Origin of the sequence: Pseudomonas sp. 8209 (genome assembly GCF_028682105.1) — a bacterium.
Classification (GTDB): Bacteria; Pseudomonadota; Gammaproteobacteria; order Pseudomonadales; family Pseudomonadaceae; genus Aquipseudomonas; species Aquipseudomonas palmensis.
Window position 1 is genome coordinate 778,251 of the sequence record NZ_JANIAH010000001.1, and the last position, 12,355, is coordinate 790,605.

At 64.0% G+C, this 12,355-nt stretch carries 11 protein-coding genes; 4 read left to right on the top strand and 7 right to left on the bottom strand.

Going from position 1 to position 12,355, the window contains the following annotated elements; genetic code table 11:
- Positions 1–167: 167 nt before the first annotated feature.
- The 6 genes from NP552_RS03450 to NP552_RS03475 are packed head-to-tail and all read right to left on the bottom strand — an operon-like array spanning position 168 to position 6,491.
- Positions 168–596: a MarR family winged helix-turn-helix transcriptional regulator gene (locus tag NP552_RS03450; protein ID WP_043863016.1), complete on the bottom strand. Its 429-nt coding sequence runs from the start codon at positions 594–596 to the stop codon at positions 168–170.
- Positions 589–1,674: a uroporphyrinogen decarboxylase gene (gene hemE / locus NP552_RS03455; RefSeq protein ID WP_100633847.1), complete on the bottom strand. Its 1,086-nt coding sequence runs from the start codon at positions 1,672–1,674 to the stop codon at positions 589–591. The genes NP552_RS03450 and hemE overlap by 8 nt, the downstream gene beginning before the upstream one ends.
- 27 nt (positions 1,675–1,701) lie before the next feature.
- The gene (rpe, locus tag NP552_RS03460) at positions 1,702–2,388 is read right to left on the bottom strand and encodes a ribulose-phosphate 3-epimerase (RefSeq protein WP_043863018.1); all 687 of its coding nucleotides are present in this window, start codon (positions 2,386–2,388) and stop codon (positions 1,702–1,704) included.
- 12 nt (positions 2,389–2,400) lie between these two features.
- The gene (locus NP552_RS03465; protein ID WP_043863019.1) at positions 2,401–3,327 is read right to left on the bottom strand and encodes an alpha/beta fold hydrolase; all 927 of its coding nucleotides are present in this window, start codon (positions 3,325–3,327) and stop codon (positions 2,401–2,403) included.
- Positions 3,328–3,385: 58 nt separating this feature from the next.
- Complete coding sequence (locus tag NP552_RS03470) at positions 3,386–4,963, bottom strand: class I adenylate-forming enzyme family protein (protein ID WP_104573048.1); 1,578 nt, start codon at positions 4,961–4,963, stop codon at positions 3,386–3,388.
- Positions 4,950–6,491 carry a phosphopantetheine-binding protein gene (locus tag NP552_RS03475; RefSeq protein ID WP_274096434.1) on the bottom strand — a complete coding sequence of 514 codons (1,542 nt, stop codon included), beginning with the start codon at positions 6,489–6,491 and terminating at the stop codon, positions 4,950–4,952. The genes NP552_RS03470 and NP552_RS03475 overlap by 14 nt, the downstream gene beginning before the upstream one ends.
- Before the next feature lie 446 nt (positions 6,492–6,937).
- Between NP552_RS03475 and ccoN the strand changes: the two genes are divergently transcribed.
- Together ccoN and NP552_RS03485 are read left to right on the top strand one after the other, a co-directional pair.
- Positions 6,938–8,365, top strand: a complete 1,428-nt coding sequence (gene ccoN, locus NP552_RS03480) for a cytochrome-c oxidase, cbb3-type subunit I (protein WP_043863022.1) — start codon at positions 6,938–6,940, stop codon at positions 8,363–8,365.
- A gap of 10 nt (positions 8,366–8,375) precedes the next feature.
- On the top strand, positions 8,376–8,588 hold the full coding sequence (locus tag NP552_RS03485; RefSeq protein WP_054915446.1) for a hypothetical protein: 213 nt from the start codon (positions 8,376–8,378) through the stop codon (positions 8,586–8,588).
- Between the two features lie 272 nt (positions 8,589–8,860).
- Here NP552_RS03485 and NP552_RS03490 read toward each other — a convergent pair whose 3' ends face one another.
- Positions 8,861–9,943, bottom strand: coding sequence for an ABC transporter substrate-binding protein (locus tag NP552_RS03490; protein WP_058541135.1), 1,083 nt, complete (start codon positions 9,941–9,943; stop codon positions 8,861–8,863).
- Positions 9,944–10,171: 228 nt separating this feature from the next.
- Between NP552_RS03490 and NP552_RS03495 the strand changes: the two genes are divergently transcribed.
- Both NP552_RS03495 and NP552_RS03500 read left to right on the top strand, forming a co-directional pair.
- Positions 10,172–11,830, top strand: coding sequence for a nitrite/sulfite reductase (locus NP552_RS03495; RefSeq protein WP_043859916.1), 1,659 nt, complete (start codon positions 10,172–10,174; stop codon positions 11,828–11,830).
- Positions 11,814–12,308 carry a DUF934 domain-containing protein gene (locus tag NP552_RS03500; RefSeq protein ID WP_043859917.1) on the top strand — a complete coding sequence of 165 codons (495 nt, stop codon included), beginning with the start codon at positions 11,814–11,816 and terminating at the stop codon, positions 12,306–12,308. The genes NP552_RS03495 and NP552_RS03500 overlap by 17 nt, the downstream gene beginning before the upstream one ends.
- Positions 12,309–12,355 lie beyond the last annotated feature (47 nt).

Genomic DNA, 12,355 nt, shown 5'->3' on the forward strand with positions numbered 1-12,355 from the left:
TGTTATGGTTGGGAACATCCCAGGAGAGTGTATGGCGCCGCCGCAGGCGGGATGTTTCGCTGGCTGCCAGGGAGGTTGGCGGGTGTGCCAATGTGGTGGGTGGTGTGGCTGTTCGCCAGCAAGGCTGGCTCCTACAGGAGCAGGCCTTGCTGGCGAATGGGTGCGGGTCAGCGCAGGCGGGTACGGATCCGGTGGCACACGTTGAGCACCTGCTCCACCTCGCCCTCGCCCAGGTCGATCTTGCACGCCATGTTGCTGAACACCTGCGCCGCCTCGGCCTTGAGCTCACGGCCCTTGTCGGTCAGCAGCAGGTTGCGTCGGCGTCGGTCGCTGGGGTCCAGGTACACGGTGATGAACCCCGCATCCGCCAGGCGCTTGACGATTGGCGTCAACGTGCCCAGGTCGAACAGGGTGAGCTCGCTCAAGGCGCTGATCGACACATCATCCTTGCCCCACAACCCGGCCATCACCAGCAGTTGCGGGTAGGTGACGCCACGTCGCTTGAGCGGTTCGGCATAGTCCCGAACCATGGCGTTGGCTGTCGAATACAGCGAGAAACACAGCATCTTGTCGAAGTCGAACGTCGGGTCAAGCATGCACACCTCCCGCGACGCGGCTGTAGTGATGCACCGCGTCGACCAGTACTGCAACCGCCTCTGGCGAAGTGGCCGGCGAAATGCCCTGCCCCAGGTTGAACACATGGCCGAAACCGGCCGCCGGTGGTCCGAACGTCTGCAGGGTGCGTCGCACCTCGCGGCGAATGCTCGCCTCGTCTGCCAGCAGCACGGCCGGGTCGAGGTTGCCCTGCAGCGCCACGCAGTTGCCCACCAGCTGGCGTGCCAGCGCCAGGTCACACGTCCAGTCCAGGCCCAGCGCATCGGCGCCGCTGTCGGCCAGCGGGCTGAGCCACTGGGCGCCACCGCGGGTATGCACGATGGAGGGAATGCGCACGCCATGCTGGGTCTTGTGCAGGCGCGCCAGCACTTCACGCAGGTAATACAGGGAGAAACGCCGATAGGCAGCGTCGGCCAGCACACCGCCGAAGCTGTCCACCAGCATCACCGCCTGGGCGCCGGACTCGATCTGTGCATTGAGGTCGGCAGCCACCGCGTGACCGAGCACCTTGAGCAACCGGTGCAGCAGTTCCGGGCGACGGTACAGCATCTTCTTGATCAACTGGCAGTCGCCCGGCGGGCCACCCTCGACCATGTAGCAGGCCAGGGTCCAGGGGCTTGCGGCAAAGCCCACCACCGGCACCTTGCCCTCCAGCTCGTGACGCACCAGGGCAAGGGTCTGGTAGGTGTGCTCCAGCGCCTCGGGTTCGGGTACGCGCAGGCGCTCGATGGCCGCCTCGTCACGCAAGGGGTGACGAAAGCGCGGGCCATCGCCGTTCACGCAGTACAGGCCCAGCCCCATGGCGTCGGGCAGGCTGAGCATGTCGGCGAACACCACGGCGGCGTCCAGGCTGAAACGGCGCAGCGGTTGCAGGCTGGCCTCGGTGGCCAGGTCCGGGTTCTTCACCAGGTCCAGGTACGAGCCGGCCCTGGCACGCAGGGCACGATGCTCGGGCAGGTAGCGGCCGGCCTGGCGCATCAGCCAGACGGGCGTATGCGCCGTGGGTTGGCGCAGCAAGGCCTTGATAAACGTATTATTGTGCAAGGACGGGTAACTCATGCTGGTTCGCGAAATTCACTGCACAGCTCATGACTGGCGCCGCGGGGCGGCATCGGCAATCGTGCTGCGCAAGGCGTGGAGCGTGGCGCGGTAATCGGGCTGGGAAAAGATCGCCGTACCGGCCACGAACATGTCGGCGCCGGCCGCAGCGACCTGGCCGATGGTGTGAAGGTTGACCCCGCCATCCACTTCCAGGCGGATGTCACGGCCACTGGCATCGATCAGCTTGCGCGCTGCTTCGATCTTGGGCAAGACCGCCGGGATGAACGACTGCCCGCCGAAGCCGGGGTTGACAGACATCAGCAACAACAGGTCGAGCTTGTCGAACACATACTTGCATTCCTCCAGCCCTGTGGCCGGATTGAAGGCCAGGCCCGCCTTGCACCCCAGATCCTTGATCAGTTGCAGGGAGCGGTCCAGGTGAACGGTGGCCTCGGGGTGAATCGAGATGTAGTCGGCACCCGCCTCGGCAAATGCCTGGATCATCGGGTCCACGGGGGTGACCATCAGGTGCACATCCAGCGGCGCGGTGATGCCGTAGCTGCGCAGCGCCTTGCAGAACTGCGGCCCCATGGTCAGGTTGGGTACGTAGTGGTTGTCCATCACGTCGATGTGGATGACGTCGGCACCGGCAGCCAGAACCCGCTCGGCTTCCTCGCCCAACCGGGCAAAATCGGCCGCCAGCATCGACGGGGCAATCCAGAACTCTTTCACACGCCTACTCCGTTACTCATTGGCTATTCGTCGCACCGGGCCCTGCTCGTTTTGCGCAAGGGCGGTGTTGATCTGTGCGATCAGGCTGTCACTTGCCGCTTCGAGATGAAAATGGTGCCCGCCATCATGCCAGTGCACACGGCTGGCCCAGGGCAACGCTTTTTTGCGCTTGTCGAATTCCGGGCCGGCAAACAGGCCCTGGCGCCCGAGCATCACATGCAGCGGGCAACTGATCTGGCGCAGGAAGTCGCAGGCCTGACGCTCGGTCAGCTGCATCGGTTCGGGCAGCACCAGCCGCGGGTCGTGACGCCAGCGGTAGCCATCCCCCACGCTGAGCAGGTCGCGCATGGCCAGCAGGCGTGCCGAGGCCGGCGAGAGCAGGCCGTCGATACTGTTGCGCCGCTCGTTGACCGCCGCCTCGACGCTGCTGAACTGCACGCTGTCGGGGGCCGAGAACCCGTGCAGGCGGGTGCGCAGGGCCAGGCGCATCAGGCGATGGGCCTTTTTCAGGTGCTCCACGGTGTCTTCTTCGGCGATGGTGAACGGAGCGCCCATGCCATCGAGGAAGATCATGCTGTCGATGGACTTGTTCATCGCCCCCAGGATCGACGCGATGCCGCTGCCCATGGAATGGCCGATCACCGAAAAGCGCTTCCAGCCCATGCACTCGACCAGGGTATTCATGTCGTCGGCATGTTCCCACAGATAGTAGCCACTGTCGGCACGCCGATGGTCCGAGCGTCCGTGCCCGGCGAGGTCCGGTGCCACCACGAAGCAATCCTTCAGGTACGGCGCCACCTGTTCGAACGAGGCGGCGTTGTCCAGCCAGCCATGCACGGCCAATACCGGATGAGCCCCCTCCTCGCCCCAGACCCGCAGGGCAAACGTCTGCCCGTTGACGTCCAGGGTCTGGTCCCTGCCTTTATTGCCAAGACGCATGTAGATACTCCCTGCGTAAGCACTGTTTCGAGGTAACGGGCAACACCCGCAGCGCCTGTCAGCCGGCGGCCGCCAGCTGCGCCGAGCGTGCCGTGTGTTGCAACTGCTTGAGGTCGAACTTGCCGTTGGCGGTGCGCGGCAAGGTGAGCTCGATACTGATTGCCAGTGGCACCTTGTGCGGCTCGAGCCCGGCGCGGCAGCGTTCGAGCAACTGCTCGGCGCTGAGCGTGACGCCCTGGCTCAAGGTCACGAAAGCCCACAGCCCTTCGCCGGCCGCAGCATCCTCGACACCGACCACCGCTGCCGCGTCGATGCCTGCCATGGCATAGAAGAAGTCTTCCACTTCCGCCGGGCTGACCTTCATGCCGCGGGACTTGATCACGTGGTCCATCCGGCCTTCGAAATACAGGTAGCCGTCTTCGTCCAGGTGGCAGTAGTCGCCGGTATGCAGCACGCTCTCCCCGGGATAGGGGCCGGGCTTGAGCTTTTTCGCCGTGGCCTGCGGGTTGCGCCAGTAGCCGGCCATGACCGTGGCACCGCGAATCACCAACTGGCCCACCTGGTGGGCCTGGTCGATGCGCTGGCCGTGCTCGTCGATCAGCCACAACTCGGTGTTGGGAATGGCGATGCCGACGCTGCCCGGCTTGCTGTCGATGTCCTCTGGCGGCAGGTAGGTGCAGCGCTTGCACTCGGTCAGGCCGTACATGGAGAAGATCTGCGCCTGCGGAAACAGCGCCTTCATCTGCGCAATGTGCGGCGGCTTGAGCGCCGCGCCGGTATTGGTGACCATGCGCACGTGCTCGAAACTGGCGTTGCGCTTGCTCGCGTACTCATGCAGCAGCATGAGCATGGTGGGCACGAACGGGATGACCGTGATCTGGTACTGGCGGATCTTCTTGATCAGGAAGATCGGCCAGGTGAATTCCTTTTCCAATACCAGGGTGGCGCCCGCGCTCAGCGCCATGATCATCTGGTACAGGCCATAGTCGAACGACAGCGGCAACGAGCAGAGCACGTGGTCGCTGTCGTTGTAGCCCAGGTAGGTGTGCAGCGACGACAGCGCCGCGAGCATGTTGCGATGGGTCAGCATCACGCCCTTGGGCTCGCCGGTGGACCCGGAGGTATAGATGATCGCGGCCAGGTCCAGGTCCAGCGTGCCGCAAGGCACCGGAGCTCCGTTGCCCTGCATCAGCACACCCTCGAAGGTGCGTGTCAGCGCCGAGTCGGCCTCGCCGTCCAGCAGCACGATGGTGCGCAGGTACGGCAGGCTCGGGGTGTCCACCGACAGGCTGGCGAACTTCTCCGAGGTGGTGATCAGCACCGAGGCCTCGGCGTCCCGCACGATGTAGTCAAGGCCGTCGGCGTGGGTCTCCAGGCCGACATTGACCACCACGCCACCGGCCTTGAGCACACCCCAGAAGGCACAGATGGTTTCTACCCGGTTGCCCAGGCACAGCACCACCCGCTCCTGACGCTGCAGGCCACAGGCCTGCAAGCCCGAGGCCAGCCGCGAACTGGAATCGTCGAGGTCGGCATAGGTGTAGGTTTCATCGGCATAGATGACTGCCGCCTTGCGCGGGTACAGGCCGTTGCTGGCCTCCAGTACCTGCTGCAGGAGCACGCTAGACCGGCTCATACTGTACCTCTGGCTGGCCTTGCGAGGCGGTTTCGGGGGCGTTCTGGCGGTTGGCGTCGATGTACTGCGCCAGCGTCGTCACGGTATTGAAGTGCCCGGGGGCAATGGTGTCGGGGTTGACGAAGAAGCCTTCGATCTCGTCCTCCAGGCTGACCAGCAGCTCCATCGAGGTGAGCGAGTCGAGCCCCAGGTGGTCACGCAGGTGCGAGTCGGCACGCACCTCGGTACTGGCTGGCAGCTTGAGCACCACCCGCAGGATCTCGATCAGTTGCGCCTGCGTGGCGCCGCTGGCCGTCACGCCGGGTGCGCTGCTGGCGACAGGTGCGCTGGCCGGGGCGGCGAGCATGTCGTCCAGCGCCACGTCGGCGTGGCTGTCGCGGATCTCCAGCGCGGTCTGACGGGCCCTGGCCAGGAACAGGCGGCCGTGGCTGACGATCACCTCGGCCGGGTGACCATGGCTGTGGAACAGGGTGGGCGAGGCCGTGGGGCCATAGGCACCGGAGGCCGTCACCGCCAGCAGGTCGCCTTCGCTCAGGGTCTCGATGCGCACGTCACGCCCCAGCAGGTCGTCGGGGCTGCACAGCGGGCCGGAGATATGGTACTCGCGCAGCGGTGCGCCATTGCTGCCGGTGGCGTGCACGATGCGAAAATTGCGCTTGAGCACCTGGCCGCTGCCCGCCGCGGCACCGTGGCAGTTGGTGCCGCCGTCGGTCACGGCGAAGGTCTTGCCGTGGTTGTGCTTGATGTTGTCGACGGTGACCAGCAGCGCGCCGCATTTGCCGGCCACGAAACGGCCGGACTCGACGATGATGCGGGTACGCGGGAACTGGCGATGGAAACTGTCGAACAGCGGCGCCAGCAGCTGCTTGAGCTGACGGGTGTCGAGTTCCTTTTCGTTCTCGTAGTACTTGATGCCCAGGCCGCCGCCGACGTCGACCATGCTCAGGTCCAGGTCGTAGCGAAGGGTGAGGTTGCGGTACAGGTCGAGGATGTAGCTGGCATTGTCATACACCGACTGGGCGTCGAGGATCTTGGTGCCGTTGTAGACGTGAATGCCCTTGATATGCAGGTTGGGCAGCGCCAGGTACTGGCCGAAATTGGCCACTGCGGTGTCTTCCTCGATACCGAAGTGGGTCGGGCGCCCGCCCATCTTCCAGGGCGAGCCCGAGGCCGAGAAATTGGGATTGATGCGAATGGCCACCGGTGCGGTACAGCCCAGCGAGCCGGCCAGGGCAGAGAGCGCGCGCAGTTCGGTTTCGGATTCGACGACGATGGCGAACACCCCCACTTCCAGCGCCCGGCGGTGTTCCTCGGGCTTCTTGTAGGGGCCCAGGAAAATGATGTCCTGGGGTGCAACGCCCGCCTTCAGGGCGATTTCCAGCTCGCCCAGCGAACAGACCTCGGTGTTGCCGCCGTACGAACGGATCAGCTTCACCAGCGACAGATTCGGATTGACCTTGAGCGCGTAGAAGATATCCACGCAGTCGGGCAAGGCGTCGCGCAGTTCATTGAAACTGCTGCGCAGCACCGCCTCGTCATACAGGTAGGTAGGCGTACCGAATGCGTGCGCGGGATGCGCACCTGCGTCGTCCCGTTAGCCCTGGCGCGTTAAGTGTCGTATCGGATCGCGCAACGCCTGCAACAACGACAGAAAGCCCCTGCCTGCAAAACTTTGCGCGCAAAGTTTGTGAAATTCTCTACTGCGTTTCGCGGTGATGTCAAGATAATTCCAATGAACCCTGGCTGCGGCCGATGGTCACCCCGTTGACGGCGATTTAGGCCGCATAACAGCGTTCAAATGTCGCACCTGTTACAGATCAGTAGCGCTTTTGCCCAATGAATACAGGGCTTTTATCTGATCCGTATATAAGGCCTGTTTCTGAGTCTGTTTTGTCTGCGGCAGGCTTTCTAGAGTCAGCGCCTGTGCTCGTCCCGTCGGGGGGTGGGCTAGGAAGGAAACGCGGATAAACAGCCATGAGTACTCATCAACAGGCACAGGCCTACAACTACAAGGTGGTCCGGCAGTTCGTGGTCATGACGGTGGTGTGGGGCATCGTCGGCATGGCCATGGGCGTATGGATCGCCTCGCAACTGGTCTGGCCGGAGCTCAACCTGGACCTGCCCTGGACCACCTTCGGCCGCCTGCGCCCCCTGCACACCAGCCTGGTGATCTTCGGTTTCGCCGGCAGCGCGCAATTTGCCGCCAGCTACTACGCGGTGCAGCGCACCTGCCAGGTACGCCTCTACAGCGACTGGCTGACGGCCTTCACCTTCTGGGGCTGGCAGGCAACCATCGTGATCATGCTGCTGAGCCTGCCCCTGGGCCTTACCACCACCAAGGAATACGCCGAGATCGAATTCACCGGCGCGGTGTGGATGGCGATCGTGTGGGTGGCCTATGGCGTGGTGTTCTTCGGCACCCTGCTGCGCCGCAAGGGCACGCACATCTATGTCGGCAACTGGTTCTTCGGGGCCTTCATCGTGGTCATCGCGATGCTGCACGTGGTCAACCACCTGTCGATTCCGGTCAGCTGGTTCAAGTCCTACCCGGTGTACGCGGGGGCCACCGATGCGATGGTGCAGTGGTGGTACGGCCACAACGCGGTCGGCTTCTTCCTGACCACCGGCTTCCTGGGGATGATGTACTACTTCGTGCCCAAGCAGGTCGGCAAGCCGGTGTATTCCTACCGCCTGTCGATCGTGCACTTCTGGGCGCTGATCACCCTGTACATCTGGGCAGGCCCCCACCACCTGCACTACACCGCCCTGCCCGACTGGGCGCAGTCGCTGGGCATGGCGATGTCGATCATCCTGCTGGCCCCGAGCTGGGGCGGCATGATCAACGGCATGATGACCCTCTCGGGCGCCTGGCATAAGCTGCGCAGCGACCCGATCCTGCGTTTCCTGGTGCTGTCGCTGGCGTTCTACGGCATGTCGACCTTCGAAGGGCCGATGATGGCGATCAAGACCGTCAACGCCCTGTCGCACTACACCGACTGGACCATCGGCCACGTGCATGCGGGTGCGCTGGGCTGGGTGGCGATGATCACCTTCGGCGCGCTGTACCACATGATTCCCAAGGTGTTCGGCCGCGAGAAGATGTACAGCATCGGGCTGATCAACCTGCACTTCTGGCTGGCCACCATCGGTACCGTGCTGTACATCGCCTCGATGTGGGTCAACGGCATCACCCAGGGCCTGATGTGGCGCGCGATCAACGACGACGGCACCCTCACCTACTCGTTCGTGGAGGCACTGGTGGCCAGCCACCCGGGCTTCATCGTGCGCTTCGTCGGTGGCGTGTGCTTCCTGAGCGGGATGCTGCTGATGGCCTGGAACACCTGGCGCACGGTACGCGTGGCAGACCCGAAACTGGCACTGGACAACGCGCAGATGGCGTAAGGGGCAGCGAATGAACGGCTGGGCATATGGGTTGTACTGCGTGACCGGACTGGTGTTCTTCTACCTGATCACCAGCGCCTGCCTCAGGCGCCATAGCGACCAGGTGGATGACCAGGCAAGCCTCATACCCTTTGCCGATGACCCGGTGGTGGCGCGCCGGGTCGAGCAGGCCATCGGGCGACCGGTGCCTGCCGAGGCACCGGAGGCCTTGCTGAAGGCTTGAGGGGGGTGCTGCACCGGCATGTCCGCAAGAGCGGGTTGATTCGCTCTTGCGGCTTGGCCTATTGATGACTGACCCAGTAAACCGCCGTCACGACCACCAGTACAATCAGGCAGAGTATCGCCCACGCATCGACACTGCTGTCCGGCTTGCTTGCCTTGCTTGGATTTCCCATTGCATTGCCTCTTGTTGTGGTTATGGGAATGCACTGCACCTGATGCAGTTAAGTCCAGCAATGCCCTTTGCTCAAGCAGGGTTTTTGTACAGCTCGTCGGTTAGTAGTCCATCGCGTCCTTCAGGAACGGGTATCGATACCCTGGCGCCTTGCCAACGGCGCTGAACCCCTTGAAATCCAGCCCATAGTCGCCCTGCTGTTCAAGCGTGAGCCAGCGCCGCGCCTTGACCGCATCGATCAGCTGAAGCACCGGCACCGGCCGCGGCCGGGCGAGCAACTGACCGATCGGCACGCCCTGCGCATCATCGTGCAGCAGCACCATGGCCCACCCGCCCAGAGAAAAGTGCCCGCCCATCAACACGCTCAATCGACCCTCGATTCGCGCCTGCAGGGCCTGCGGCGAACTGTTCACCGCACTGAACAGCACATCCCGGCCCGGCACCCGCCCGGCCTCCTCGAATGCCTGCATCGCGCCAAACGCCATCTCGTCATTGGCCGACCACACCAGCTGCGTACGCGGATAACGCGCACCCAGCAACTGCGCCTGCTCATAGGCGCGCTGGCGACTCCATTCCCCATACACCAGCTGGCGCAGGTGCACACCGGGCAACTCGGCCAACGCCCGGTGCATGCCCTGCTCACGCAACTGCGCTGCCGGGGTGTGCTTCAACCCAGAGAACGCCAGCAGGTCCACGCCCTGCTCTAGGGCAGCGGGCGGCAACTGCTCGACCAGCGTCTTGAGCATGCGGTAGCCGGCCTCCTCGTCGTTGCCGGTCAGGGTGCCGAGGACCGGCGGATAACGGTCCGGATACTCGTGCACCTGCCGCGCCTGGTCGACCGTCAGGCCGTTGTTGACCAGAAACAGCCTGACCCCGCTGCCGCGCGACAGGCGGATGATCTCCGGCGCCACGTACTGCTCGTTGACCAGCACCAGGTAGTCCGGCCGCTGCGGCCCCTGGAGCGCCTGTCGCGCCTGATGCAACACACGCTGGCGATCACGCCCGCTGTACTCGACACGCAGGGACATGCCCAGGTTCTGCGCGGCGCCTTGCATGAAACGCGAGTAACTGACCCAGAAGGTCTCGTCGGCATTGCCCGGATTGAGAAACACCACCGAGGCCGCCTGGGCGCCACTCACCAGCGACAGGCCCAGCCACACCGACAGGCACAAGGCCTTGAGCATTCGAGTACGCTCCTGCAACGCAAAGCGCCGAGTATAACCGCGACGGCACGGGCAACGCTCAGGTGACAGCCAAACGCTAGCCAGTCTCACTTAGTCCATATAGTTCTTTTCATATGCAAAAACATCACTTTTGCGCATAAACGCAAACTGCTATCTTGCCTCGGCTCCGCCCCGGAGTGCGCGGCCGTGCGCGCGATTAGCTGCAAGCAGCCTGAGAACAGGACCCCTATGTACGTATACGACGAGTACGATCAGCGGATCATCGAGGACCGCGTCAAGCAGTTCCGAGACCAGACCCGACGCTACCTGGCCGGTGAGCTGAGCGAAGAAGAGTTCCGCCCCCTGCGCCTGCAAAATGGCCTCTATATTCAACGTTTTGCCCCGATGTTGCGGGTAGCCGTGCCCTACGGCCAGCTGACGTCGCGCCAGACCCGGATGCTGGCCAAAATCGCTCGCGACTACGACAAGGGCTACGCGCACATCAGTACCCGGCAGAACGTGCAGTACAACTGGCCAGCCCTGGAGGACATCCCCGAGATCCTCGCCGAGCTGGCCACGGTGCAGATGCACGCGATCCAGACCAGCGGCAACTGCCTGCGCAACGTCACCACCGACCAGTTCGCCGGCGTTGCCGCCGACGAAGTGATCGACCCGCGCCCATGGTGTGAAATCGTGCGTCAGTGGACCACCTTCCACCCCGAGTTCGCGTACCTGCCGCGCAAGTTCAAGATCGCCATCAATGGCTCGGCCAGCGACCGTGCGGCCATCGAAGTGCACGACATCGGCCTGGAGCCGGTGCACAACGCGGCCGGCGAACTGGGCTTTCGCGTGCTGGTCGGCGGCGGCCTGGGCCGTACCCCGGTGGTGGGCGCCTTCATCAACGAATTTCTGCCCTGGCAGGACCTGCTCAGCTACCTGGACGCGATCCTGCGCGTGTACAACCGTTACGGTCGCCGTGACAACAAGTACAAGGCGCGCATCAAGATCCTGGTCAAGGCCCTCACGCCGGAGGTGTTCGCCCAGAAGGTCGACGCCGAAATGGAGCACCTGCGCGGCGGCAGCACCACCCTGACCGATGCCGAAGTGCATCGCGTGGCCAAGCACTTCGTCGACCCCGACTACCTGGCGCTGGACAACCTCGACAGCCAGCTGGCCGAGCTCGACCAGCAGCACCCGGGCTTCGCCCGCTGGCGCACGCGCAATACCCTGGCGCACAAGAAGCCGGGCTATGTGGCCGTTACCCTGTCGCTCAAGCCGACCGGCGTGGCGCCGGGCGACCTGACCGACAAGCAGCTGGACGCGGTGGCCGACCTTGCCGAACGCTACAGCTTCGGTCAGTTGCGCACCTCCCACGAGCAGAACATCATCCTGGCCGACGTCGAGCAGCGCCAGCTGCACGCGCTGTGGCTGGAGCTGCGTGAAAACGGCTTCGCCACGCCGAACATCGGCCTGCTGACCGACATCATCTGCTGCCCGGGTGGCGACTTCTGCTCGCTGGCCAACGCCAAGTCGATCCCGATCGCCGAATCCATCCAGCGCCGCTTCGACGACCTGGACTACCTGTTCGACATCGGCGAACTGGACCTGAACATCTCCGGCTGCATGAACGCCTGCGGCCACCACCACGTCGGCCATATCGGCATTCTCGGGGTGGACAAGAAGGGCGAGGAGTTCTACCAGGTGTCCCTGGGTGGCAGCGCCAGCCGCGACGCCAGCCTGGGCAAGATCCTCGGCCCCTCGTTCGCCCAGGACGACATGCCGGACGTGATCGAGAAGCTGATCGATGTGTACGTCGAGAAACGTACTGAAGACGAGCGCTTCATCGACACCTACCAACGTATTGGCATCGACCCTTTCAAGGAGCGCGTCTATGCAGCGAATCATTAAGGGCAACCAGATCGTCGACGAAACCTGGCACCTGCTGCCCAAGGACGTCACCCTGGACGAACTGACCAACTGCGACGACTACATCGTGCCGCTGCACCTGTGGCGCGAGCACGCCCATGCCCTCAAGGCCCGCGACGGCGGCCTGGGCGTGTGGCTGGATGCCGACGAGGAAGCCGAGGAAATCGGCGATGACGTGGCCAGCTTCCAGGTCATCGCGTTGAACTTCCCGGCCTTCACCGACGGGCGCAACTACTCCAATGCGCGCCTGCTGCGTGACCGCTACAAGTTCACCGGCGAGCTGCGTGCCATCGGCGACGTGCTGCGCGACCAGCTGTTCTACATGAAGCGTTGCGGTTTCGACGCCTTCGCCCTGCGGGCCGACAAGGACCCGGTCGAAGCGCTGCAGAGCCTGCAGGACTTCTCGGTGACCTACCAGGCCGCCACCGACGAGCCGCAGCCGCTGTTCCGTCGACGCTGAACACCGCCCCATGAAAAAGGCCCCTTGCGGGGCCTTTTTTTGTGGCG

Coding starts and splice junctions, on each gene's coding strand:
- NP552_RS03490 (WP_058541135.1), bottom strand. CDS start 9,943: ATGCTCAAGGCCTTGTGCCTGTCGGTGTGGCTGGGCCTGTCGCTGGTG.
- NP552_RS03465 (WP_043863019.1), bottom strand. CDS start 3,327: ATGCGTCTTGGCAATAAAGGCAGGGACCAGACCCTGGACGTCAACGGG.
- ccoN (WP_043863022.1), top strand. CDS start 6,938: ATGAGTACTCATCAACAGGCACAGGCCTACAACTACAAGGTGGTCCGG.
- NP552_RS03485 (WP_054915446.1), top strand. CDS start 8,376: ATGAACGGCTGGGCATATGGGTTGTACTGCGTGACCGGACTGGTGTTC.
- NP552_RS03495 (WP_043859916.1), top strand. CDS start 10,172: ATGTACGTATACGACGAGTACGATCAGCGGATCATCGAGGACCGCGTC.
- NP552_RS03500 (WP_043859917.1), top strand. CDS start 11,814: ATGCAGCGAATCATTAAGGGCAACCAGATCGTCGACGAAACCTGGCAC.
- hemE (WP_100633847.1), bottom strand. CDS start 1,674: ATGAGTTACCCGTCCTTGCACAATAATACGTTTATCAAGGCCTTGCTG.
- NP552_RS03470 (WP_104573048.1), bottom strand. CDS start 4,963: ATGAGCCGGTCTAGCGTGCTCCTGCAGCAGGTACTGGAGGCCAGCAAC.
- NP552_RS03450 (WP_043863016.1), bottom strand. CDS start 596: ATGCTTGACCCGACGTTCGACTTCGACAAGATGCTGTGTTTCTCGCTG.